Here is a 25,116-nt window from a genome sequence, read left to right on the forward strand (position 1 = left end):
GATTACATTCCTTCAAAGAATTCGATTTCTTTGCTGTCCGGCGTCAACTGAACAATCGCCTTCTTCCAGTCAGGTCTCTTCCCAACGTGCATACCCATTCTTTTCTTTTTCCCTGGCACGTTCATTGTATTTACCTTTTGAACTTTCACGCCGAAAATCTTCTCAATGGCCTTTTTGATTTCTACTTTGTTGGCTCTTCTGTCTACTTCAAAGGTGTATTTTTTCTCAGCCATATTCTCCATACTTGTTTCAGAAATGATTGGTCTTTTGATGATATCGTATGGCGTCATCATTATGCGTACACCTCCTCTACTTTGTGTACCGCGTCCTTGGTAATAATGAACTTGTCATGATTCAAAATATCATAAACGTTTAATGTTGTAACCAGTGTCGTTGTTACACCGGGAATATTTCTTGCTGACCGGATGATGTTGTCATTCTTTTCATCCATTACAATTAGTGCTTTCTTTTCTACATTTAGATTTTTTAAGATATTTACCATGTCCTTTGTCTTTGGCACATCCAGGTTTAGCTCATCTAAAACAATGATGTTTTCTGTTTGTACCTTAGAGCTTAATGCAGACTTCATTGCCAGCCTCTTTACTTTCTTGGGCAGCGTATATCTGTAATCTCTCGGCTTCGGTGCAAATACCACACCGCCGCCAACCCATTGGGGTGCTCTGATGCTTCCTTGGCGGGCTCTGCCTGTTCCTTTTTGCCTCCATGGTTTTCTTCCGCCACCTCTTACTTCTGCCCTTGTTTTTGCTGATTGGGTACCTTGTCTTTGGTTTGCTAAATAATTTTTTACAGCTTCATGCAGTACATTTTGATTTATTTCAACACCGAATACGCTATCGCTTAATTCGATCTCTCCCACTTGTTGACCTGAAACATTCAATAAAGCAACCTTTGGCATTTTACTTCCTCCCTTCCATAGCCAGATTATACTTCTGCCTTAACCGTTTCTTTTATAGTAATAATTCCGCCCTTAGGTCCCGGAATGGCACCTTTTACTAAAATCAAATTTCGATTTGCGTCAATTTTTGCAATCTCAAGGTTTTGAATTGTAACTTGCTCGTTGCCCATTCTTCCAGCCTCTGTTTGGCCTTTGAAGACTCTGCCCGGTGTTGTGTTGGCTCCCTTAGACCCAGGTCCTCTGTGATATTTGGAACCATGGCTCATGGGTCCTCTGGACTGATTGTGTCTCTTGATAGGCCCTTGTGTGCCTTTGCCCTTGGTGATACCTGTCACATCCACCTTGTTGCCTTCTGCAAAAATATCTGCCTTGATCTCCTGTCCTACTTTGTATTCTTCTGGATTTTCTACGCGAAACTCCTTTAATACTTTTTTATAGCTTACACCGGCCTTATCAAAATGACCTTTTTCTGGCTTATTCGTCCTATTGGCCTTTTTATCTTCAAAACCAACCTGAATTGCATTATAACCATCTTTTTCAATCGTTTTAATTTGTGTTACATATACCGGGCCCGCTTCAATTACGGTTACAGGAATGACTGTTCCCTCTTCATTGAAGATTTGTGTCATGCCAATTTTTTTTCCTAAAATTCCTTTCATTTTTTACACCTCCTAATGTTCTTACAGCGGATTACACTTGCAACATGTAATCATACTAAGAGAGGCATAGGGTACTTCCTATATATCAACCTTTTTCTTAGTAGTTACATACTTCACAGTTTGATTTCGATATCAACGCCAGCCGGTAAATCCAGTCTCATTAAAGCATCTACTGTCTTTGGCGTTGGATTCAAGATGTCGATCAATCTCTTGTGTGTTCTCATTTCAAATTGCTCTCTAGCATCCTTGTACTTGTGTACAGCCCTCAGGATTGTGATTACCTGCTTTTCCGTCGGCAGCGGAACCGGTCCTGATACTTCGGCCCCCGTTCTCTTTGCTGTGTCTACAATCTTTTCTGAAGATTGATCTAAAATCTTGTGATCAAAAGCTTTTAATCTGATTCTGATTTTTTGTTTTCCCTTACTGTTTGCCATTTTTATTTCCCTCCTTTTCATCGCACGCAGTTACCTAGTACGTACGACTAGAATCTCTGTACACTCTCCCGGGTGTTCCCACTTATTTTTTATAAGGAATATCGGAGAGCTCACAGGAATTCTGTCGCCCGATTCTTGAACGGACATTCTCAGTGAAAATTCCCCTCGATGTTGCTCGGCAACCTTTCACCTCATCGCAGTCCCTATAAACACACACTACTATAGTATATAAAATGCTTGAGAATACATCAAGTATTGACTTTTTTTCGTTTTTATGCTATAGAATGTATTTTTCAAAAAAATATTTTTTAGTAGCCGAAGCGAATTGGCTTCGGCTACTGATGATGGCAAAATTACTCTACGATAGAAGCAACAACGCCTGCTCCTACTGTTCTTCCGCCTTCACGGATCGCAAATCTTAAACCTTCTTCGATGGCAATCGGTGTGATTAACTCAATTGTCATCTGTACATTGTCTCCAGGCATACACATTTCCATTCCTTCTGGCAATGCAATTGAACCTGTTACGTCTGTTGTTCTGAAGTAGAACTGTGGTCTGTATCCGTTAAAGAATGGTGTATGTCTTCCACCTTCTTCTTTCTTCAATACGTAAACCTCTGCCTTGAATTTTGTATGGGGCTTGATGGAGCCAGGCTTCGCCAATACTTGGCCTCTTTCTATTTCATCTCTTTGTACACCTCTTAATAATGCTCCAATGTTGTCTCCTGCCTGTGCTTGGTCAAGCAGCTTTCTGAACATCTCTACCCCTGTTACAACAACTTTTCTTGGCGCATCCATTAATCCTACAATCTCTACCTCATCAGATACTTTCAACACGCCTCTCTCTACTCTTCCTGTCGCAACAGTTCCTCTGCCTGTGATGGAGAATACGTCCTCTACAGGCATCAAGAATGGCTTGTCAATTTCTCTTTGTGGCTCAGGAATGTATGCATCAATTTGCTCGAATAATTCCACAATCTTGTCTCCCCATGGTCCCATCGGATCGTTCAGCGCTTGCAATGCAGATCCTCTGATGATCGGTGTGTCATCTCCAGGAAATTCATATTCGTTTAATAATTCTCTTACTTCCATTTCTACTAAGTCTAATAATTCTTCGTCATCTACCATGTCGCACTTGTTTAGGAATACTACAATGTATGGTACCCCTACCTGTCTGGATAACAGGATGTGCTCTCTTGTTTGCGGCATCGGACCGTCTGTCGCTGCTACTACCAGAATCGCTCCGTCCATTTGCGCTGCCCCTGTAATCATGTTCTTTACATAGTCAGCATGGCCTGGGCAGTCCACGTGGGCATAGTGTCTGTTGGGTGTCTCATATTCAACGTGGGCTGTTGAAATTGTAATCCCTCTTTCTCTTTCTTCCGGTGCCTTGTCAATTTGATCAAAGGCTACCTCTGCGCCTAATCCGTATCTCTTATGCAGTGTCTTTGTAATTGCTGCTGTTAATGTGGTCTTACCATGGTCAACGTGCCCGATTGTTCCAATGTTCACGTGTGGCTTCGTTCTCTCAAATTTCGCTTTTGCCATTTTTTCTTCCTCCTTTTGACTTTACATGCAATCAGTAAAGATATTTTTGAAACTGCCGGGTCTATTGCCCGGCAGCATGTTTTTTATCATTTGCCAGCAATAATCTTTTCAGCTAAGCTAGCTGGTACTTGCTCATAGTGGTCAAACTGCATTGTATATGTTCCTCTACCCTGGGTTTTGGACCGCAGGTCTGTGGCATAACCAAACATCTCAGACAGGGGCACATATCCTCTTACTACCTGAGCACCTGCTCTTGCTTCCATACCTTCGATTCTTCCACGTCTTGCATTGATATCTCCGATAACGTCACCCATGTATTCCTCCGGCACTACCACTTCAATCTTGAAGTATGGCTCCAGCAGTACGGGCTTCGCCTTCTTCATGGCTTCCTTAAATGCCATAGAACCGGCAATCTTAAAGGCCATTTCAGAGGAGTCCACTTCGTGGAAGGAACCGTCATACAATTCAACTTTCACATCCACCACAGGGTATCCGGCCAATACGCCATTTTCCATAGCTCCCTGAATCCCTGCATCAACATGGGGAATATATTCTTTTGGAATGGCCCCTCCAACGATAGAGTTAACAAATTCATATCCTGCACCCGGCTCTTGGGGATATACTTTGATCTTAACATGTCCGTATTGTCCTCGGCCACCAGATTGACGAGCATATTTCACGTCCACATCCGCCATTGCAGTAATCGTTTCTTTATAAGCAACCTGAGGCTTGCCTACATTGGCCTCCACCTTGAATTCTCTCAACATTCTGTCTACGATAATCTCAAGGTGCAACTCTCCCATACCTGCGATGATTGTCTGCCCTGTTTCTTGGTTTGTCCAAGTTCTGAAAGTCGGGTCCTCTTCAGAAAGTTTCTGAAGGGCCATGCTCATCTTTTCCTGTCCTGCCTTTGTTTTTGGTTCAATTGCAATCTCAATTACAGGTTCCGGGAATTCCATAGATTCAAGAATAATCGGATGATTTTGATCGCATAGCGTGTCTCCTGTGGTAGTATCCTTCAATCCTACAGCCGCAGCAATATCTCCTGCATATACTTCCGTAATTTCTTCTCTGTGGTTGGCATGCATCTGCATGATACGGCCGATTCTTTCCTTCTTATCCTTTGTTGAGTTATATACATAGGAACCTGATTGAAGCACACCGGAATATACTCTGAAGAAAGCCAATTTTCCCACATAAGGATCAGCCATGATTTTAAATGCTAATGCAGAAAATGGCTCGCTGTCACTGGCTATTCTTTCGGCTTCTTCTTGAGTATCGGGCAATACCCCCTTCACCGGCGGAATATCTACTGGAGATGGGAGATAATCTACAACGGCATCCAGCATCAACTGTACGCCTTTGTTCTTATAGGAAGAACCGCAAAGTACAGGCACCATTGCATTGGCAATTGTCTGCTTTCTGATTCCTGCCTTGATTTCTTCAACCGTTAATTCTTCGCCCTCCAGGTACTTCATCATCAATTCTTCATCAGCTTCCGCAACAGCTTCTACCAACGCCAGTCTATACTCCTCCGCTTTGTCCATCATATCTGCAGGAATTTCAGTGATTTCGATTTCTTTTCCCAAATCATCTTTGTAAATCCTTGCGTTCATTTCCACAAGGTCAATGATTCCTGTGAAAGTATCTTCAGCACCGATTGGCAGTTGGATGGGTACTGCATTTGCCTTTAATCTGTCTTTCATCATTGCAACAACATTGTAGAAATCTGCGCCGATGATATCCATCTTATTTACATAAGCCATTCTTGGCACTCTATATTTATCTGCTTGACGCCAAACTGTTTCTGATTGAGGCTCAACACCGCCTTTTGCACAGAATACAGCTACGGCACCGTCAAGCACACGCAATGATCTTTCCACCTCTACCGTAAAGTCCACGTGGCCCGGTGTATCTATAATGTTGATGCGATGGCCTTTCCATTGAGCAGTCGTGGCAGCAGAAGTAATAGTAATTCCTCTTTCCTGCTCCTGCTCCATCCAGTCCATGGTGGCAGCACCTTCGTGCACTTCACCAATTTTATGGGTTCTACCGGTATAGAATAAGATTCTTTCCGTGGTAGTCGTTTTGCCCGCATCTATATGTGCCATAATACCTATATTACGGGTCTTTTCTAATGGAAACTGTCTAGGCACAATTTTTCCTCCTTTCTTTTTCCGGAATTGCTATAGAAAATATTGTTCCCCAAAATATCCTTGTTAAACCAAAAGTTAACAAGTTTTCTATATCTCTACCATCTATAATGGGCAAAGGCTCTGTTGGCTTCTGCCATTTTGTGGGTGTCTTCTTTCTTCTTCACAGATGCTCCCGTATTGTTTGCAGCGTCCATGATTTCCTTTGCCAGTTTTTCATCCATAGTTTTTTCGCCTCTGTTGCGGGAATAACTAATTAACCATCTTAATCCCAGCGTCTGTCTTCTTTCAGGTCTTACTTCCACAGGTACTTGATAGTTGGCACCGCCCACACGTCTTGCCCTAACTTCTAATACAGGCATCACATTGTTCATTGCCTTTTCAAATACCTCCAGAGGATCTTGCCCTGTTTTTTCTCTGATCATATCAAAGGCATTGTATACAATTCTTTGGGCAACGCCTTTTTTGCCGTCATACATGACATTGTTGATTAATTTTGTAACAACTTTGCTTCCATAAACTGGATCAGGTAATACTTCTCTTTTCGGCACATGTCCTTTTCTTGGCACTTTTCTTCCCTCCTTAACATAGATTTCTCTCATCGGTACTCGACAACCCTCGGATTGCCGTCGTGCGTATGGATGCTATATATAAAATCCAACCCTCCGAAAGAGGGTGGATGCATTTCCGCTCGACGTTCAATTATTTTTTAGGTCTCTTTGCACCGTACTTGGATCTTCCTTGCATTCTGTTCTTAACTCCTGCTGTATCAAGGGTACCTCTAATGATATGGTATCTAACCCCTGGTAAGTCTTTTACTCTACCACCTCTGATCAGCACAACGCTGTGTTCTTGAAGATTGTGGCCGATACCCGGGATATAAGCAGTTACCTCGATACCGTTTGTCAGTCTTACCCTTGCAACCTTTCTTAACGCTGAGTTAGGTTTCTTTGGCGTTACAGTTTTCACTGATGTACATACTCCCCTCTTTTGTGGAGCGCTAAGATCAGTTTGCTTTCTGTGCAAAGAGTTAAAACCTTTTTGTAAAGCCGGAGCTGTTGATTTGTATTCAACTTTTTCTCTGCCTTTACGAACCAATTGGCTAATTGTAGGCATTCTGTACACCTCCTTCCAATGATTTTTAAAAAATATATTTATAATATGCATAGGAAAACTTGAATCCCATGCTCCCTATCATTTTATTTTATGGAAACGAAGGATCTGCTCTCCCATGCTGGCAATCCCTATTTTAGAATTACTGCCGTCGCAGCACTGACATCGATACCACATGCTTTTCCCAGTTTTTTCATAGAATCTACATACACAATCTGCAACTGCATCTCTTTTGCCAATTCTTCAATATTTCTTGTCACGTGTTTTTCGGCATCCTTGGCAATAAAAAGGGTTTGGGCCCTTCCTTCTTTCACGGCCTTCAGTGCCTGCTTCGTTCCTATCACCAGTTTGTTTTGATTCTTTAATTGTTCTAGCATATAGTATCCTCCTTTAAAACAAAATCTCCATAAGCCTTGCTGCAGGGAAGATTTTGTTACAATGCATGGAAAAAAATATGAGAACTTCCTATGCATTATGAAACACCTGAAAGATTATGTGTTGCCACATAATCTTTCAGGATATTTCAAAGTCCACTATTTTATTCATTTTGCACACTTTGTTATTCTACCATTAAGAACCTTATCTGTCAACAATTAATTGTCACTGGCCATCTTCTGGCTGTTTTCGTGTTCAATGGCAATATTTTTATATCTTCTCATGCCTGTACCCGCAGGAATGAGCTTGCCAATAATTACATTTTCCTTTAGGCCGATCAAGTGGTCTTCCTTCCCTTTGATGGCGGCCTCTGTCAACACCCTCGTTGTCTCTTGGAAGGAAGCTGCAGAAAGGAAAGATTCCGTTGCCAACGAAGCCTTCGTGATACCTAAAAGCACCCTTCGCCCTACAGCTGGTTTTCCACCTTCTGCTTCTACCCGGCGGTTTTCCTCTTCAAAATCATACAAGTTTACCAATCCGCCTGGCAGCAGCTCCGTATCTCCCGCATCTTCCACCTTTACTTTGGAAATCATTTGTCTTACAATGACCTCAATGTGCTTGTCATTGATGTCAACCCCCTGCATCCTGTAAACTCGCTGCACTTCTCGAACTAGATACTGCTGTGCTCCGCTTACACCTTTAATTCGAAGGATATCATGGGGATTTACGGAACCTTCTGTAATTTCATCCCCGGCTTCAATTCTTTGACCATCTTTTACTTTGATTCTGGAACCATAGGGAATGGAATAGGTTCTGCTGTCCCCATCATCAGCGGTAACAACAACTTCCCGCTTTTTCTTGGTATCATTGATGGCAACGATACCTTCTATTTCTGAAATAATAGCCAATCCTTTGGGTTTTCGAGCTTCGAAAAGTTCCTCCACCCTCGGCAAACCTTGAGTAATATCTGCCCCGGCAACACCACCCGTGTGGAATGTACGCATAGTCAGCTGTGTACCCGGTTCCCCGATGGACTGGGCGGCAATAATCCCTACGGCTTCTCCCACATTGACAGGTTCTCCCGTGGCCAGGTTTCTGCCGTAGCATACAGCACAAACACCATGTCTTGTTCTACAGTGAAGCACCGTCCTGATTTTCACTTTTGTAATTCCAGCTGCCAGAATTTTTTCTGCATCTTTTTCTAAAATCATTTTATTGGCAGGAACAAGCACTTCCTCTGTTTCGGGATGTTTTACATCCTCTAAAGCATAACGGCCCACAATGCGGTCATATAAATGTTCAATAATCTCGTTTCCATCCCTGAAGTCTTCTGCTACAATTCCCTCATTGGTTCCGCAATCCATTTCACGGATAATGACATCCTGGCTGACATCTACCAACCTTCTTGTCAAATATCCGGAGTCAGCCGTCCGCAGGGCCGTATCCGCAAGACCCTTTCTGGCACCATGGGTTGAAATAAAATATTCCAGTACCGACAACCCTTCACGGAAATTTGCCTTGATGGGCATTTCTACCGTATGACCGGATGCATTGGCCATCAAACCACGCATGCCCGCCAGCTGACGAATCTGATTTTTACTACCTCTAGCGCCGGAATGGGCCATAATGAATACATTGTTCAATCTACCCAGATTCTTCATCAATGCATCAGTTACTTTTTCCGTTGTTTCCTGCCATGTCTGAATAACTTTTTCATATCTTTCTTCATCGGAAATTAATCCCCTTCGATAGGCCTTCTCATATTTATCAACAGTCTCATCGGCCTGGGAGAGCAGTTCTTCCTTCTCTTTCGGAATCTCCATATCCGATACGCTGATGGTAATAGCTCCTATGGTTGAATAATGGAAGCCCATCTGCTTAATATGATCCAGCATCAAAGCTGTAACCGTATTGCCGTGAACTCTAAAGCATTTGTCAATAATCTTGCCCAAGGCTTTTTTATCGCATAGGAAATCTACTTCTAGAGAATAGGGATCTTTTTCCCTATCTACGAAACCTAAATCCTGAGGAATCTTTTCATTAAAGATAAATCTACCCACGGTGCTTTCAATCAATTTCCCCGGGTCGTCCTTGGAAAGCTTCTTTCGCACCTTTACCTTCGCATGAAGCCCTACAATCTTATTTTCATAGGCCATCAGCATTTCATCATAATCCCTAAAAACCATTCCCTCTCCAGGTTCTCCCTCTACTTCTACCGTCATATAATAACTGCCCAGCACCATGTCCTGGGTAGGTGTTGTAACTGGCGAACCATCCTTCGGGTTTAGAATATTGTTTACAGAAAGCATCAAAAATCTTGCTTCCGCTTGGGCTTCTACCGATAATGGAACATGTACCGCCATTTGGTCCCCGTCAAAGTCGGCATTGTAGGCTGTACATACCAACGGATGGAGCTTGATGGCCTTCCCTTCCACCAAAACCGGCTCAAAGGCTTGAATTCCTAATCTATGCAAAGTTGGGGCACGGTTTAGCAGCACGGGATGTTCCCGAATCACTTCTTCCAATACATCCCAAACCTCCGGCTTCACCCTTTCCACCATCCGTTTGGCACTCTTGATATTATGGGCATACCCGTCATTCACCAGCCGTTTCATAACAAAAGGCTTGAATAGTTCCAAGGCCATTTTCTTTGGAAGACCACATTGGTAAAACTTTAGTTCTGGTCCTACTACGATAACCGAACGGCCTGAATAGTCAACACGCTTCCCAAGCAGGTTTTGTCGGAAACGTCCTTGCTTGCCCTTGAGCATATCAGAGAGAGACTTTAAAGGTCTGTTGCCTGGACCGGTAACAGGTCTTCCTCTTCTGCCGTTGTCAATCAAAGCATCTACAGCTTCTTGAAGCATTCTCTTTTCATTTCTTACAATAATGTCCGGTGCTCCAAGATCCAATAGTCTTTTCAATCGGTTATTTCTGTTAATCACTCTTCTGTACAAGTCATTTAAATCAGAAGTGGCAAATCTTCCCCCATCTAACTGTACCATGGGTCTTAAATCCGGAGGGATTACAGGAATCACATCTAAGATCATCCATTCCGGTTTGTTTCCTGATTTCTTAAATGCCTCCACCACTTCCAGCCGGCGAATCGTCCTGATTCTCTTTTGTCCGGAACTGTCCCTCAGCTTTAGTCTTAAATCCTTGGAGAGCTTTTCCAGATCGATTTGTTTTAAAATCTCTTTGATGGCCTCTGCACCCATGGACGCTTTAAAGGCATTTCCATATTTGTCCCTATATTCTCTATATTCCTTTTCACTGAGAAGCTGTTTATAGCTTAGGGGTGTATCTCCCGGATTGGTTACAATATAAGAAGCAAAATACAATACCTTTTCCAGAGAGCGGGGAGACATGTCCAGCAGCAACCCCATCCGGCTAGGGATTCCTTTAAAATACCATATATGGGAAACGGGAGCAGCCAATTCGATGTGGCCCATTCGCTCACGTCTTACTTTTGATTTTGTTACTTCCACGCCACAGCGGTCACAAACAACGCCCTTATATCTCACCCTCTTGTATTTGCCGCAGTGACACTCCCAGTCCTTGGTGGGTCCAAAGATCTTTTCACAGAAAAGACCTTCTTTTTCCGGTTTCAAGGTCCTATAGTTGATCGTTTCGGGCTTCTTTACCTCGCCCTTCGACCAACTTCTAATCTTTTCTGGTGATGCGAGACCGATTTTGATCGATTCAAAATTGTTTAGTTCAAACAAGGAGTTTCTCTCCCTTCTTTTTAATTTCATGATGTTTCTACTTCAGCCCATCAGCATGGGGATTTGCAATACTTCATCCTTGATCCAGATGGAGTAGACATTCCATCCGGATTCAAAGATCATGGATTTTGCTGCAACGTCCTATACATCCCTATTAAAATTCATCATCATAATCTTCATATTGACTGTAATCGTCATCGCTGATGAAATGATCTTTATCTGCATCTTCCTCATCAAAATATTCTTCGGCGTCTACATCTTCCTCCAGTTTCTGCTGTTCATACTCCTCTTCATAGGTGTTAAATTCCTCACCTTCAAGGATTACATCCAGATCACTGATGTCATCATCCACCGATTCTTTAATTTCCAGTTCCGCATCATCTTCTGTCAATACTTTCACATCTAAAGCCAAGCTTTGCAATTCTTTGATCAATACCTTGAAGGACTCTGGCACGCCCGGCTCTGGTATATTTTCACCCTTCACAATGGCTTCGTAGGTTTTTACACGTCCTACTACGTCGTCAGATTTTACCGTTAGAATCTCCTGCAACGTATGGGCAGCACCATACGCTTCCAATGCCCATACCTCCATCTCTCCAAAACGCTGTCCACCGAACTGGGCCTTACCGCCTAAGGGCTGCTGGGTAACCAAGGAATAGGGTCCTGTGCTGCGGGCATGGATTTTGTCATCTACCAAATGGTGGAGTTTTAACATATACATATAGCCTACCGTTACTCGGTTGTCAAAGGGCAAGCCTGTTCTTCCATCGTAAAGTACCAGTTTTCCATCTTCGGGATAGCCACATTCCTGCAGCAGTTCTCGAATATCCTGTTCACTGGCACCATCAAATACTGGTGTGGCAACCTTCCAGCCTTTTTTCTTAGCGGCGAGTCCTAAATGGACTTCCAACACCTGGCCGATGTTCATACGGGACGGTACCCCCAAGGGATTTAGCACAACCTGCAAGGGTGTTCCATCCGCCAAAAATGGCATATCTTCTTCTGGCAATATTCTGGAAATTACCCCTTTATTTCCGTGACGTCCTGCCATCTTGTCGCCCACATTGATTTTCCTCTTCTTTGCAATATAGCATCTTACCAGAATATTGACTCCCGGCGGCAGCTCATCCCCATTCTCACGGGTAAATACCTTTACATCCACAATAATACCCGATTCTCCGTGGGGAACCCTTAGGGATGTATCTCGTACTTCCCTTGCCTTTTCACCAAAAATAGCACGAAGCAATCGTTCTTCTGCTGTCAGCTCTGTTTCACCCTTAGGTGTTACTTTTCCTACAAGAATATCTCCTGAGTTTACCTCAGCTCCGATACGGATGATTCCTCTTTCATCCAAATCCCTTAAAGCATCTTCCCCTACATTGGGTATATCCCTGGTAATTTCTTCAGGACCCAGCTTCGTGTCCCTTGCCTCTGCTTCATATTCTTCAATATGAATGGACGTAAGTTTGTCCTCCATTACCAGCCTTTCATTCAACAAAATGGCATCCTCATAGTTATACCCTTCCCATGTCATAAAACCAATGAGAAGGTTCGTTCCTAGTGCAATTTCTCCGTTATCGGTGGATGGACCATCGGCAATGGTCTCTCCCTTTTCTACATGATCTCCTTTATTGACAATAGGTCTTTGATTAATACATGTACCTTGGTTAGATCGTTTAAATTTCAACAGCTTGTATTTATCCCGCCCGCCATCGGCATCCCTTTTGATGACAATTTCATCAGCAGTCACACGCTCTACAATTCCAGAATTCTTTGCCAGCACCACAACGCCGGAATCCTTAGCTGCCACATATTCCATACCTGTTCCGATAATCGGAGCATCGGTTTGTAATAAAGGCACAGCCTGACGCTGCATGTTAGAGCCCATCAGAGCACGGTTGGCGTCATCATTTTCCAAGAAAGGAATCATGGCTGTTGCCACGGAAACCACCTGTTTTGGCGATACATCCATATAATCTACTTCATCCTTTGGCACAACATCGATGCCGCCATTCCTTGTTCTGGCAGTAACCCTGCGGTTGATAAATCTTCCCTCTTCATCCAAGGGTTCGTTGGCTTGGGCAATAATAAACTTATCTTCTTCATCGGCAGTCAAATACTCGATGACGTCTGTGACAACACCCCTCTTTTTATCCACCTTGCGATAGGGTGCCTCAATAAAACCATAATCATTGATTCTAGCATAAGTACTCAAAGAGCCAATCAAGCCGATATTGGGGCCTTCCGGCGTTTCAATGGGACACATGCGGCCATAGTGGGAATGATGTACATCCCGCACTTCAAAGCCCGCCCTTTCCCGGGACAATCCACCAGGTCCAAGGGCAGACAGCCTTCTTTTATGGGTAAGCTCTGCCAACGGGTTGGTTTGATCCATAAATTGAGACAACTGACTGCTGCCAAAAAATTCTTTAATGGCGGCAGCAACAGGACGAATGTTGATCAGGGCTTGAGGCGTAATGACATCAATATCTTGAATGGTCATTCTTTCCTTGACAACCCTCTCCATTCTCGAAAGACCGATTCGGAACTGATTTTGCAACAGTTCGCCTACAGATCTTAATCTCCTGTTTCCCAAATGATCTATATCGTCCACTTCTCCAACGCCATGGGCAAGATTCAGTATATAACTGATGGAAGCAATAATATCATCAATAATAATATTTTTCGGTGACAGATCTTTACTTCTCTCCTTCAATGCTTCCCGAATTTCAGCCTCTGTTTTGCATGTATCCAGTATTTCTTTCAGTACAGGATAATGTACCCTGCTCTCAATATTTAAATCATCTATATGAAAAGAAATGTATTCTTTGATATCCACAAAGTGATTGCCAATTACTTTCACTACTTTTCCATCTTCTCCAATGATATTTACTGCTTTTATCCCTGCATTTTCTATGACAATCGCTGTCTCCCGGTCAATCTTTTGGCCTTCCTCTGCAAAGATTTCCCCGGTATTCGGATTTACAATGGTTTCTGCTGCTTTAAACCCGGTAATTCTATTGACAATACCTAGTTTTTTATTGTATTTATAACGGCCTACCTTTGCCAGATCGTATCGCTTGGGATCAAAAAATAAAGAATCAATTAGAGATTTGGCACTTTCTACCGTAGGTGGTTCCCCCGGTCTTAATTTCTTATATATCTCTAACAAACCTTCTTCCTGGGATTTTGTGTTGTCTTTATCAAGGGTATTCATCAGGCGTTCATCTTCACCCAACAAATGCAGTATCTCTGCATCAGTCCCAAAACCGAGGGCTCTTAGCAAGACAGTAACGGGCTGCTTTCTTGTTCTGTCCACCCTTACAGAAATCACATCGTTGGAGTCCGTCTCATATTCCAGCCATGCCCCTCTGTTTGGAATCACCGTCGTAGAAAATAATTTCTTTCCTGTTCTGTCCACTTGGACTGCATAGTAGGGTCCAGGAGATCTTACAAGCTGGCTGACAATGACTCTTTCAGCGCCATTGATGATAAAAGTTCCCTTGTCAGTCATCAGGGGAAAATCCCCCATAAATACTTCCTGTTCCTTTACTTCTCCAGTTTCTTTGTTGATCAATCTTACCTTCACCTTTAATGGAGCCGCATATGTAACGTCTCGCTCTTTACATTCCTCTACTTCATATTTTGGCTCTCCATCCAGCGAGTAATCGATGAATTCAAGAATAAGATTACCTGTATAATCTTGAATAGGGGAAATGTCTTCAAAGACTTCCTTCAGTCCCTCCTTTAAAAACCACTCATAAGATTTGCTTTGAATTTCAATCAGATTTGGAAGCTCTAGTACTTCATCAATGCTGGAATAACTCATTCTCGTTATTTTACCGGCCTGAATAGGATGTGGCATGTTTTTTCACCCCTTGTAGTAATATAAAAAGCTTTTACTGAATAATAAAAGGCAGCTTTTCAAAACATATGACAAAATCATAAACCTAGCGGTTTACATCATCAATGCCTTGGAAAAGTCCTTCAGAAATCATGAGAAGAGATTATTAGAACTGCATTCTATATGGACAAAACCTTCCTTTTCCCACAAAAAGAAAGCTTTGTTGTAATCTAAATTTCTATATTTCTCAGTTATGTCTACAGATATAAAATTTTAAAATTGCACATTGCCTGTATTATAGGTGCCAGTTGCCAGTTGTTATCAGTTGGTGGCTGGTAACTGTTAACTAACAACAAGACATTTACCGAATAAAAAAGATAATTTCCATAAATAATAAATAAAACCTTAGAATGAGGCAACCATCTATAAACACTGCATAAAAAATTTAAAATTTTATTATCTACTTATGCACTGGAAATCAAGGATAAATATGTTATTTTATTTGCATCCTTTATACTATAGCCAAAAAAAAATTCATTTATACTCCAAAACAAAAAACGTGACTTCTATGGCATTATATAATGCTATCATAAACTTTTTTTATTGTCAAGCCCTGGCGAATGTGCTAAAATATAACTAATACCCTTTCGTATTTTGTAAACAAACAAAAAGATACTCCAGATTCCTCTGGAGTCCTTTTTGTTTGTTTAATTACTTAATTTCTACTGTAGCCCCTACTTCGCTTAACTTCGCCTTGATTTCTTCTGCTTCTGCCTTAGATGCACCTTCTTTTAATGTCTTAGGCGCATTGTCTACTAAATCTTTTGCTTCTTTTAATCCTAAGCCTGTTAATTCTCTAACTACTTTAATTACCTTAATCTTTTCTGCACCGGCATTTGCTAAGATTACATCAAATTCAGTCTTTTCTTCTGCTGCTGGAGCTGCCGCTGCACCAGGTGCCATTACTGCCACTGGAGCTGCTGCAGATACACCAAATTCTTCCTCGCATGCTTTTACTAATTCATTTAATTCTAACACCGTCATATTTTTAATCGCTTCAATGATTTGTTCTCTTGTCATTTTCATCTACACCTCCGAAATTTTTAGATCATGATTGTTTTACGCTTCAGCACCATTTTTCTTGTCTGCAATTGCTTGAAGCAAGTAAGCAAGATTTGACAATGGTGATTTAATGCTTCCAAGTAATTTTGCAAGTAATACTTCTCTTGGCGGAATTTCTGCAATTGCCTTGATTTCTTCCAGATTGCAGTATTTACCTTCCACAACGCCAGCCTTTAACTCCAGCTTTTTGTGATCCTTCGCAAAGTCATTTAAGATTTTTGCCGGTGTTACCGGATCATGATAGCCAAAAGCAATGGCATTAGGACCTGTAAGATCGCCTAATAATGATTCATAGCCTGTTTCTTTCGCAGCCAATCTCGTTAATGTATTTTTATAAACTTTGTAGTCTACGCCAGCCTCTCTCATCTTTTTTCTTAATTCAGTTACTTCTTCCACATTCAGGCCTCTGTAGTCTACGATTACTGCTGATTGGGCTTTGCTGAACTTCTCTTTAATTTCTTCTACAATCTGCTTTTTGATCTCCAAATTATTTGACATTTCGGTGTCCACCTCCTCTGCAACCTCAAAAATCCTTATGTGTTCTGTTAAAAATAACAGAACCTCTCTACCGTAGACATAGAGAGGTCCTATAATTTCCGTCCAACCCGAAATCTATAGTTTCAACCTCGGTAGGATCATTTAAACCCTTTGAGGGTGCCTACTGTCTACGGTTTATATTCATATTTTCATTTACAACGCTTTGATTATATCATTGTAAAATCTATATGTCAACGATAAAGCAAGGGCAAATTATGCCATTACCTTCACAGGATTTATTTTAATACCAGGGCCCATTGTGCTGGCAACAACAACACTTCTTAAGTATTGTCCTTTTGCAGCCGCTGGTTTTGCCTTGATAACAGCTTCCATGAGTGTTTGGAAGTTTTCGGATAATCTTTCAGTTCCAAAGGAAACTTTTCCAATGGGAACGTGGATAATGTTTGTTTTGTCTAATCTGTATTCTACCTTACCTGCTTTGATTTCTTTTACGGCTTTTTCTACTTCAAAAGTAACTGTACCTGATTTTGGGTTCGGCATCAGACCCTTTGGTCCTAAAACTCTACCAAGTCTACCCACAAGCCCCATCATATCCGGTGTAGCCACGACTACATCAAAATCAAACCAGTTCTCCTTTTGAATCTTTTCAACCATATCCTCTGCGCCAACATAGTCTGCTCCGGCTGCCTCAGCTTCCTTGGCTTTATCACCTTTAGCAAATACTAAGACTTTGCTTGTTCTACCGGTTCCATGAGGTAAAACAATGGCCCCTCTTACTTGTTGGTCTGCATGTCTTGAGTCAACGCCCAACTTGATGTGTGCTTCCACGGTTTCGTCAAATTTAGCCTTTGCAGTTTTGATGACCAGATCAAAAGCTTCTGCTGGCTCATAAAGCGTTGCTCTATCCACTAATTTTGCACTTTCTTGATATCTTTTACCTCTTTTTGGCATTTTGCTACCTCCTTTGTGGTTTTAACGGTGTTGAGAATACCTCCCACGCGATTTGCCCCATTCAACAATTACTCTTCTACTACGATACCCATGCTTCTCGCTGTACCTTTAATCATGCTGATTGCAGCCTCTAAGCTACCAGCATTAAGGTCAGGCATTTTTAATTCTGCAATTTCTCTTACCTTGTCAATAGAAAGTCTGGCAACCTTCGTTTTATTCGGTGCACTAGAACCACTCTCGATTTTCGCAGCTTTCTTTAGTAAAACCGATGCCGGTGGCGTTTTTGTAATAAATGTAAAGGATCGGTCTTGGTAAACAGTGATTACTACTGGTATAATCAAGCCAGCTTGATCTGCAGTTCTAGCATTGAATTCTTTACAGAATTGCATTATATTCACACCTTGTTGTCCAAGAGCCGGACCTACCGGTGGCGCTGGCGTAGCTTTCCCTGCAGGGATTTGTAATTTTACTAGTCCTGTAACTTTTTTAGCCATGGTTACACCTCCTCATTACCCTGTGTAAGTTTTGCATTGATTTCTTACATCAAATTTTTATTTTAAAAAGCATATAGCTTTTCATAGCAGTTTATAGTTTTTGTACTTGTGTAAAATCAAGTTCCACTGGTGTTTCTCTACCAAACATAGAGATCAGCACCTTCAATGTATGTTTTTCCAGATTTACGTCCTTGACAACTCCCATAAAGCTTTCAAAAGGTCCGGAGGTAACTTTGATGGTATCTCCAACGACCACATCAATTTCCGGCATTGCTTCAACAATGCCCATATTTTTTATTTCTTCATCCGTTAGGGGTATAGGTTTGGATCCAGGACCTACAAAACCTGTAACGCCTCTTGTATTCCTTACCACATACCAAGATTCATCATTCATGATCATTTTCACAAGAACATATCCTGGAAAAATTTTCTTCTGCTTTATCTTTTTTTTGCCATTCTTTATTTCTACTTTATCTTCTGTAGGTACAAGCACCTCATGGATCACATCTTCCATGCCCCTATTCTCCACAATTTTTTCGATATTGGCTTTTACTTTGTTCTCATGGCCAGAATAGGTGTGCACCACATACCATTTAGCCTTTTCCGACATATAGCAGAGTATTTATACGCTTGGTATAAAATACTCTTCCCTCCCTCACTATTTAATGATTAGTTGAAGAGTTTTTCCAAAAACGGTATCTATCATCCATACACCAATCGCTGCTAGTCCACATGTCACAAGTACAACGGTCGTATAGGATACTAAATCCTTTCTGGTTGGCCAGTTTACTTTTTTCAGTTCTGACTTTACCCCTCTGAAAAACTTCCCGAAATCTCTAGTTTTTCCTGGGTTGTTTGTATTGGTTTGTGTTGCCATATGCTTATTTCACATCCTTATATGTTAATATGGTAAACATACATTGAATATGGAATTATTTTGTTTCCTTGTGGACAGTGTGTGTTCTGCAGAACTTGCAGTACTTCTTCATTTCTAATCTCTCGGGGTCATTCTTTTTATTCTTCATTGTGTGGTAATTTCTCTGTTTGCAATCCGTACATGCTAAAGTAATCTTCACTCTCATGTTTACACCTCCTAGAACCTACTGTCTATCTCAACTTTCCAGCAAATCGACGCAGATATCTCATTATGATACCATTACTTATTAAAACTATCACAATTTGCAATGGATGTCAATACGATTTTTCCTATTCATGCCATGGACTTTGCCTGCAATTGACTGGATCTTTTCTCTTTCACATTAAAGTCAGATCAGTATCATGATCATGAAGGCAAATCTCAAGGGCTTGTCTATAAGTCCACATCCTCGCCTATGCTTTTCTCTGTATTGATGCTATTTTTTTCTAGCAGTCTTTTTTAGTATAGCCATTATTTTATTTGATTATTTACACATGAAAGATGCTGCAACCATTTTAAAGGACTAGGTTTGAGAAGCAAACCTAGTCCTAAAATTTATGCATTTCAAAATTACTCTACGATAGAAGCAACAACGCCTGCTCCTACTGTTCTTCCGCCTTCACGGATCGCAAATCTTAAACCTTCTTCGATGGCAATGGGTGTGATTAACTCAATTGTCATCTGTACGTTGTCTCCAGGCATACACATTTCCATTCCTTCTGGCAATGCAATTGAACCTGTTACGTCTGTTGTTCTGAAGTAGAACTGTGGTCTGTATCCGTTAAAGAATGGTGTATGTCTTCCACCTTCTTCTTTCTTCAATACGTAAACCTCTGCCTTGAATTTTGTATGAGGCTTGATGGAGCCAGGCTTCGCCAATACTTGGCCTCTTTCTATTTCATCTCTTTGTACGCCTCTTAATAATGCTCCAATGTTGTCTCCTGCCTGTGCTTGGTCAAGCAGCTTTCTGAACATCTCTACCCCTGTTACAACAACTTTTCTTGGCGCATCCATTAATCCTACAATCTCTACCTCATCAGATACTTTCAACACGCCTCTCTCTACTCTTCCTGTCGCAACAGTTCCTCTACCTGTGATGGAGAATACGTCCTCTACAGGCATCAAGAATGGCTTGTCAATTTCTCTTTGTGGCTCAGGAATGTATGCATCAATTTGCTCGAATAATTCCACAATCTTGTCTCCCCATGGTCCCATCGGATCGTTCAGTGCTTGCAATGCAGATCCTCTGATGATCGGTGTGTCATCTCCAGGAAATTCATATTCGTTTAATAATTCTCTTACTTCCATTTCTACTAAGTCTAATAATTCTTCGTCATCTACCATGTCGCACTTGTTTAGGAATACTACAATGTATGGTACCCCTACCTGTCTGGATAACAGAATGTGCTCTCTTGTTTGCGGCATCGGACCGTCTGTCGCTGCTACTACCAGAATCGCTCCGTCCATTTGCGCTGCCCCTGTAATCATGTTCTTTACATAGTCAGCATGGCCTGGGCAGTCCACGTGGGCATAGTGTCTGTTGGGTGTCTCATATTCAACGTGGGCTGTTGAAATTGTAATCCCTCTTTCTCTTTCTTCCGGTGCCTTGTCAATTTGATCAAAGGCTACCTCTGCGCCTAATCCGTATCTCTTATGCAGTGTCTTTGTAATTGCTGCTGTTAATGTGGTCTTACCATGATCAACGTGCCCGATTGTTCCAATGTTCACGTGTGGCTTCGTTCTCTCAAATTTCGCTTTTGCCATTTTTTCTTCCTCCTTATCGCACTTTTAGATCCCTTTATTCTCCCAAACTTCTTCTGCGTCTTAGTAAACTTATCCGGGTGTATCTATATGTAAAAATTTATAAATGGAGCCCATGAGCGGATTCGAACCGCCGATCTCCGCCTTACCAAGGCGACGCTCTGACCTCCTGAGCCACATGGGCATTACTGTAAAATATTTTACTACCTTCTGCTTGAAAAGTCAATTATTTTTTATGTAAAAATCTTTCCATTTTTTAGCTGCTTCTCGCTTCCAGATATCTCTCCAGCTTTCTCTTGACCCGTTGCAGGGCATTGTCAATAGACTTTACATGCCTGTCCAGATCTACGGCAATTTCCTGATAAGATTTTCCTTGGAGATAGGACATTAACACTTTCCATTCTAAATCACTAAGAATTTCTCCGATTTTTGATTCAATATGTCCCAGCTCTTCTCTGGAAATAATCAACTCCTCTGGATCAGAAATTTTTACCCCGGACAATACGTCCAACAGGGTTCTATCAGATTCCTCATCATAGATAGGCTTGTTTAAAGAAACATAGGAATTCAACGGAATGTGCTTCTGTCTTGTGGCAGTTTTAATCGCAGTGATAATCTGCCTTGTGATGCATAGTTCAGCAAATACCCTAAAGGATGAAAGCTTGTCTGATCTGAAATCGCGAATTGCTTTGAAAAGGCCGATCATTCCCTCCTGAATAATATCTTCTCTATCTGCTCCAATCAAAAAATAAGATCTGGCCTTGGCACGAACAAAATTTTTATATTTTTTGATGAGATATTCTTGCGCTTTCGCATCCCCACGTCTGGCATCTTCTACGATTTCTTCATCAACCATTAGTTCGAAATTATCTGAAATCTCTTTTTGCACACTTGCTCCCACCAACATCGCCCCCGATTTCATTTTTCACAAGCACAAAAACCGTATCTCTATTATACATCAACTTGTCTTTGACCGTCAAGTTTATTTACTGTGTTCTCCGCCATTTTTCAAGGATTTCAACAATTTTCGAGTCCAATCGATCCCCCAATCGGCCGTGATTTTGCTGAACTTCCTTTGTCTTTTCCTGAATCTGATTTTTGATCGCCTCTACTTCGATCCCCAGCTCTCTGGCAGAGATTCTTGCAGCACCACTCCCCAGCACCACCTGCTGCTCGGCCCAATCCGATGTAGCTACCCGTACCATATTCCTGCGGTTTTTCGTTAGTTCTTCTACCCTTCTTTCAATGTAGGAATCAGCCGTTTGATGCTCTTTGGTAAAGATAATCTCTAAGCCATTTAAGGACTCTCGCTTCCCTTGAGCTCCTTTTACCAAATGGGCATCAAACACAATGATTACTTCTTCTCCGGTAAAGGATTTATATTCCGCTAATATTTCAATCAATTGCTCCCTTGCCTCCTGCAGGTTTTCCATCCCTGCTCTCTTCAGTCTTGGCCAAGCATTGATGATATTATACCCATCCACCAGCAAATATCTTTTCAATATCCGTCACCTTATTCCTTGCCTTTTCTTTGCTTCATGACTTCATACATAAGAATGGCAGCCGCTACAGAGGCATTCAGCGAGCCTACCTCTCCCTTCATAGGAATATGAATGATGAAATCACATTTCTCTTTTATCAGCCTGCCGATCCCCTTTCCTTCACTGCCGATCACCAGTGCAATCTTCCCTGTAAGATCATTTTCATAATATGCCTTTTCTCCATCCATATCGGCACCAATAATCCAGAGTCCCCTTTCTTTTAATCGATCGATCGTCTGGGCAAGGTTGGATACCTTGGCAACAGGTACATACTCAATGGCTCCGGCGGATGTCTTTGCCACCACGGCTGTCAATCCTACCGCTCTTCTTTTCGGTATGATCACGCCATGAACCCCCGCAGCATAGGCCGTTCTAATCACCGAACCTAGATTGTGGGGATCCGTAATCTCATCCAAAATTACAATAAAAGGATCCTCTCCCTTTTCCTCTGCTTTTTTCAGAATATGCGCCACATCCACATAGGCATGGGCCGCAGCAAAGGCAATAATCCCCTGATGGGCATGGGATTCCGACAGCTGGTCCAGTTTTTGCCTTTCCACATACTGTATGGGAATCCCCCTCTCCTTGGCTATCCCCACAATTTTATGGATAGATCCCTCTGCGGCTCCCTTGGCCACCAGAATTTTATCAATCTCCCTTTCTGCTTTCAAAGCTTCCATCACAGGATTTCTTCCCTCAATTTTATCTGAACGGGACATCTCCCATCACCTCTTTCATTCACCAATCGATCTATTTTTTATTTTTTCCTCTTTTTTGTAGTTTATTTGATTTTGCAACATAGTTCAAGAAAAATTTCTCTAATCTTATCCTTGATGCCATTTTCATGCTTGCTGTTTGCTCAGGGCATGTACACCTGCAAGACTTCTTTTCAGATGTCCTAACAAAATTTTTCAGCAAACAAGGAGGTGTCCAGCCTACTTGCAGCTGACACCTCCTTGTTATGTGGCAATCAACAGCTTTTTAATAAATTCCCGGAAATTGATTTGCAGTGATATGTTTAAGGTCGTCCCCTTCCAGCCGATTTTTGCAATTGGGACATTCGATGGCTGCCATTACATCCACAACTTCTTCATCTGCTTCTGTTTCCAAAATCATATCACATTGGCATTTTGGACACTCAATACTCCTTACCCTATTCAAGTTCTCTCTTTCCTTTTTCGTCATCGCCCGTCACCGCCTTTTTTATCATCATTGCTATATTTTATAGATACCCAAAATCATCATAAATATGCAAAGACGGTTTTTTTATAGGAAGATATCCCTCTTCCTCCAAAACACTGCTTGTACCAAGGAAATTTCCGTCATCCTCTGAATTTTTCTCTTACTTCTGCCAATTTCCCACAGCTCATGACCCCCTCCGGGCAAGGACCTTTGATACAACCGGGTCCTGCATGCCTGAACAGGTTCGGTGCAACACCCCTTGCCAATCTTAGCATTTCTATGGCCAATGCACGAATCTCCCACTGGGCTCTTTCACAGCAGCGATGATGGAAAAAGTTCATTAAAGACCGGGCATTCATCGTCAACACAATCTTTGTTTCACACGCATTGGGAAAAACATAACGAGCATCCTCAATGGCTGTCTTTTCAGCCATTTTTCTTGCCTGTTTTTCATCCTTTCCTTCTTTCAGCAACCTGTGGAAATGTTCTTTTTGCAGGATTTCCACCAATTGGCAATAAATCTTCTGATCCGCTTCCATGGCCTCGATAAACTTTTCCTTTGCTTCGGGAACAGCTTCAATGCTCGGCGGAATAATATAATCAAACTGTTCCAGCTTGACATATCGCTGGGATTGTTGAGAATAGGATGCAATCCTGTGTCGCACCAATTGATGGGTAAGCACCCGGCTCACCCCTTCCACAGCAAAAGTAAAAATCACATGTTCTATGGGGGACTCATGTCCCAATCCCATCAGCATATCTACAAATTTCTCCACCTTTTCTTCTGTCAAGTCTTCCATAATATCATCCACACCTACGGCAGAATAACAAAGTTTTGCCGCTGCCGCAACCACCTTCTCCGGATCCGGTGTATGTTGAATCAATGTCACCTTCATAAAATCCCCCCTTTTTCTTAACTGAATCACGTTCGGTTTACAACTTTAGAATTTCATTTATCCAAAGATTATTTTTCTTTAGCCGTTGCCAGTCACCCGTACTAGCAGTTGGTAATAAAGCATTGGGCGTAAGACAAAACAAACAAGTAAAAGTTCGTATAAAACCTATTGCTCACGATACGTTGCTACTTTGAATTCTTTATAAGGGATAACATGCAGGAAGTAACCCCTCACCTTTGCTTGGTATTTGCCTTGTATTTCTCCCTGTACATACTGTTTTCCTTCAGGATCATAGTATTCTATACGAGACTTTCCTTCGTTACTTACTTTTTTTATACTCACCACCCTATATCCCACCATATTTTTTTCCTTGAAAAATCCCCCATAATGCTCGTCCACTGCCCTTTCAACAAACTGTTTTACTTTCAATTCATCTTCCTTCAGATCCTTTACTTCATCCAAAAACAGTGATTTCACTATCAATACCATTGCCAGAAACAGCGTAATGTAGAGATAAATTTTCTCCTTCTTCTCCATGTTCCTCACTCCAATGTATGGATTTTTTCTCCTTCAATAACTTCAATGGCCCTCTTGATAATTTCCTCTATCCGGTCATGCTTGTCCATCAAATACAGATATCCCAGCAATGCTTCAAAACCTGTGGCATATCGATAATCAGAAAGGTTGGCATTTTTGGGTACGGATCCAGATTTCTGATTCCGTCCCCGCTTGATAATCCCCCACTCTTCTTCGCTCCATTGATCCTCCAATGCTCGGACGACGGCCGCCTGGGCCCCAGCCTTGACAAACCTCGTAGCGATCTGATGCATAATATTGACATTGCCTCTATACCGATGAAATATATAGGTTCGGATATAGACTTCGTATATGGCATCGCCAATATATGCATAGACCAAGGGTGAAATAAAATGAATTTCTTCGGGTGTTTTTTTTCGAATCCCTATAGAGTTCAGAAAATCCTTTTTCAT

The 25,116-nt window shown here is 41.8% G+C and carries 26 protein-coding genes, 1 tRNA gene and 1 other annotated feature; all 27 genes read right to left on the bottom strand.

Annotation, left to right across the window (positions count from 1 at the left end):
- Positions 1 to 2 precede the first annotated feature (2 nt).
- Positions 3 to 293 (bottom strand): 50S ribosomal protein L23, encoded by a 291-nt coding sequence (rplW, locus tag AN619_RS10525; protein ID WP_083525091.1) that lies wholly within the window; start codon positions 291 to 293, stop codon positions 3 to 5.
- The gene (gene rplD / locus AN619_RS10530) at positions 293 to 916 is read right to left on the bottom strand and encodes a 50S ribosomal protein L4 (RefSeq protein WP_068556771.1); all 624 of its coding nucleotides are present in this window, start codon (positions 914 to 916) and stop codon (positions 293 to 295) included. The genes rplW and rplD overlap by 1 nt, the downstream gene beginning before the upstream one ends.
- A gap of 26 nt (positions 917 to 942) precedes the next feature.
- Positions 943 to 1,575 (bottom strand): 50S ribosomal protein L3, encoded by a 633-nt coding sequence (gene rplC, locus AN619_RS10535; RefSeq protein ID WP_068556774.1) that lies wholly within the window; start codon positions 1,573 to 1,575, stop codon positions 943 to 945.
- Positions 1,576 to 1,688: 113 nt separating this feature from the next.
- Positions 1,689 to 2,009: a 30S ribosomal protein S10 gene (gene rpsJ, locus AN619_RS10540; protein ID WP_068556776.1), complete on the bottom strand. Its 321-nt coding sequence runs from the start codon at positions 2,007 to 2,009 to the stop codon at positions 1,689 to 1,691.
- A gap of 353 nt (positions 2,010 to 2,362) precedes the next feature.
- The gene (tuf, locus tag AN619_RS10545; RefSeq protein ID WP_068556778.1) at positions 2,363 to 3,556 is read right to left on the bottom strand and encodes an elongation factor Tu; all 1,194 of its coding nucleotides are present in this window, start codon (positions 3,554 to 3,556) and stop codon (positions 2,363 to 2,365) included.
- A gap of 86 nt (positions 3,557 to 3,642) precedes the next feature.
- A complete protein-coding gene (gene fusA, locus AN619_RS10550) occupies positions 3,643 to 5,712 on the bottom strand; it encodes an elongation factor G (protein WP_068556780.1) in 2,070 nt (689 codons plus the stop codon).
- Positions 5,713 to 5,807: 95 nt separating this feature from the next.
- On the bottom strand, positions 5,808 to 6,278 hold the full coding sequence (gene rpsG / locus AN619_RS10555; RefSeq protein ID WP_068556782.1) for a 30S ribosomal protein S7: 471 nt from the start codon (positions 6,276 to 6,278) through the stop codon (positions 5,808 to 5,810).
- Positions 6,279 to 6,411: 133 nt separating this feature from the next.
- Positions 6,412 to 6,825, bottom strand: a complete 414-nt coding sequence (gene rpsL, locus AN619_RS10560; RefSeq protein WP_068556784.1) for a 30S ribosomal protein S12 — start codon at positions 6,823 to 6,825, stop codon at positions 6,412 to 6,414.
- 128 nt (positions 6,826 to 6,953) lie between these two features.
- Positions 6,954 to 7,199, bottom strand: a complete 246-nt coding sequence (locus AN619_RS10565; protein WP_068556786.1) for a ribosomal L7Ae/L30e/S12e/Gadd45 family protein — start codon at positions 7,197 to 7,199, stop codon at positions 6,954 to 6,956.
- Between the two features lie 216 nt (positions 7,200 to 7,415).
- Positions 7,416 to 10,922, bottom strand: a complete 3,507-nt coding sequence (rpoC, locus tag AN619_RS10570) for a DNA-directed RNA polymerase subunit beta' (RefSeq protein WP_068556788.1) — start codon at positions 10,920 to 10,922, stop codon at positions 7,416 to 7,418.
- A gap of 154 nt (positions 10,923 to 11,076) precedes the next feature.
- Entirely contained in the window at positions 11,077 to 14,787 is a 3,711-nt protein-coding gene (gene rpoB, locus AN619_RS10575) for a DNA-directed RNA polymerase subunit beta (RefSeq protein ID WP_068556790.1), read from the bottom strand.
- A gap of 690 nt (positions 14,788 to 15,477) precedes the next feature.
- On the bottom strand, positions 15,478 to 15,846 hold the full coding sequence (gene rplL, locus AN619_RS10580) for a 50S ribosomal protein L7/L12 (protein ID WP_068556879.1): 369 nt from the start codon (positions 15,844 to 15,846) through the stop codon (positions 15,478 to 15,480).
- Positions 15,847 to 15,885: 39 nt separating this feature from the next.
- Positions 15,886 to 16,386 carry a 50S ribosomal protein L10 gene (gene rplJ / locus AN619_RS10585; protein ID WP_068556792.1) on the bottom strand — a complete coding sequence of 167 codons (501 nt, stop codon included), beginning with the start codon at positions 16,384 to 16,386 and terminating at the stop codon, positions 15,886 to 15,888.
- Between the two features lie 46 nt (positions 16,387 to 16,432).
- Positions 16,433 to 16,577, bottom strand: a sequence feature (ribosomal protein L10 leader region).
- A 61-nt stretch (positions 16,578 to 16,638) separates the two neighbouring features.
- Positions 16,639 to 17,337, bottom strand: a complete 699-nt coding sequence (gene rplA, locus AN619_RS10590) for a 50S ribosomal protein L1 (protein ID WP_068556793.1) — start codon at positions 17,335 to 17,337, stop codon at positions 16,639 to 16,641.
- 68 nt (positions 17,338 to 17,405) lie between these two features.
- Positions 17,406 to 17,831 carry a 50S ribosomal protein L11 gene (rplK, locus tag AN619_RS10595; protein WP_068556796.1) on the bottom strand — a complete coding sequence of 142 codons (426 nt, stop codon included), beginning with the start codon at positions 17,829 to 17,831 and terminating at the stop codon, positions 17,406 to 17,408.
- Positions 17,832 to 17,922: 91 nt separating this feature from the next.
- Positions 17,923 to 18,441 (bottom strand): transcription termination/antitermination protein NusG, encoded by a 519-nt coding sequence (gene nusG, locus AN619_RS10600; RefSeq protein ID WP_068556798.1) that lies wholly within the window; start codon positions 18,439 to 18,441, stop codon positions 17,923 to 17,925.
- A 48-nt stretch (positions 18,442 to 18,489) separates the two neighbouring features.
- Positions 18,490 to 18,708 carry a preprotein translocase subunit SecE gene (gene secE / locus AN619_RS10605; RefSeq protein WP_068556800.1) on the bottom strand — a complete coding sequence of 73 codons (219 nt, stop codon included), beginning with the start codon at positions 18,706 to 18,708 and terminating at the stop codon, positions 18,490 to 18,492.
- 55 nt (positions 18,709 to 18,763) lie between these two features.
- Positions 18,764 to 18,913, bottom strand: coding sequence for a 50S ribosomal protein L33 (gene rpmG, locus AN619_RS10610; RefSeq protein ID WP_068556802.1), 150 nt, complete (start codon positions 18,911 to 18,913; stop codon positions 18,764 to 18,766).
- Between the two features lie 404 nt (positions 18,914 to 19,317).
- Positions 19,318 to 20,511, bottom strand: a complete 1,194-nt coding sequence (tuf, locus tag AN619_RS10615; RefSeq protein ID WP_068556778.1) for an elongation factor Tu — start codon at positions 20,509 to 20,511, stop codon at positions 19,318 to 19,320.
- 104 nt (positions 20,512 to 20,615) lie between these two features.
- Positions 20,616 to 20,692 (bottom strand) — tRNA-Thr (locus tag AN619_RS10620).
- A gap of 72 nt (positions 20,693 to 20,764) precedes the next feature.
- A complete protein-coding gene (gene sigH, locus AN619_RS10625) occupies positions 20,765 to 21,415 on the bottom strand; it encodes an RNA polymerase sporulation sigma factor SigH (RefSeq protein ID WP_068556804.1) in 651 nt (216 codons plus the stop codon).
- A gap of 79 nt (positions 21,416 to 21,494) precedes the next feature.
- Positions 21,495 to 22,010, bottom strand: a complete 516-nt coding sequence (locus tag AN619_RS10630) for an NYN domain-containing protein (RefSeq protein WP_068556806.1) — start codon at positions 22,008 to 22,010, stop codon at positions 21,495 to 21,497.
- Positions 22,011 to 22,021: 11 nt separating this feature from the next.
- Entirely contained in the window at positions 22,022 to 22,768 is a 747-nt protein-coding gene (gene rlmB / locus AN619_RS10635) for a 23S rRNA (guanosine(2251)-2'-O)-methyltransferase RlmB (protein WP_068556808.1), read from the bottom strand.
- Positions 22,769 to 23,030: 262 nt separating this feature from the next.
- Positions 23,031 to 23,234: a hypothetical protein gene (locus tag AN619_RS10640; protein ID WP_068556810.1), complete on the bottom strand. Its 204-nt coding sequence runs from the start codon at positions 23,232 to 23,234 to the stop codon at positions 23,031 to 23,033.
- A gap of 137 nt (positions 23,235 to 23,371) precedes the next feature.
- On the bottom strand, positions 23,372 to 24,127 hold the full coding sequence (thyX, locus tag AN619_RS10645) for an FAD-dependent thymidylate synthase (RefSeq protein ID WP_068556812.1): 756 nt from the start codon (positions 24,125 to 24,127) through the stop codon (positions 23,372 to 23,374).
- A 165-nt stretch (positions 24,128 to 24,292) separates the two neighbouring features.
- Complete coding sequence (locus tag AN619_RS10650; protein ID WP_068556814.1) at positions 24,293 to 24,664, bottom strand: hypothetical protein; 372 nt, start codon at positions 24,662 to 24,664, stop codon at positions 24,293 to 24,295.
- Between the two features lie 5 nt (positions 24,665 to 24,669).
- Positions 24,670 to 25,116: a Mini-ribonuclease 3 gene (locus AN619_RS10655; RefSeq protein ID WP_068556816.1), complete on the bottom strand. Its 447-nt coding sequence runs from the start codon at positions 25,114 to 25,116 to the stop codon at positions 24,670 to 24,672.

The sequence above is a fragment of the Thermotalea metallivorans genome, assembly GCF_001562415.1.
GTDB classification, from domain to species: domain Bacteria; phylum Bacillota; class Clostridia; order Peptostreptococcales; family Thermotaleaceae; genus Thermotalea; species Thermotalea metallivorans.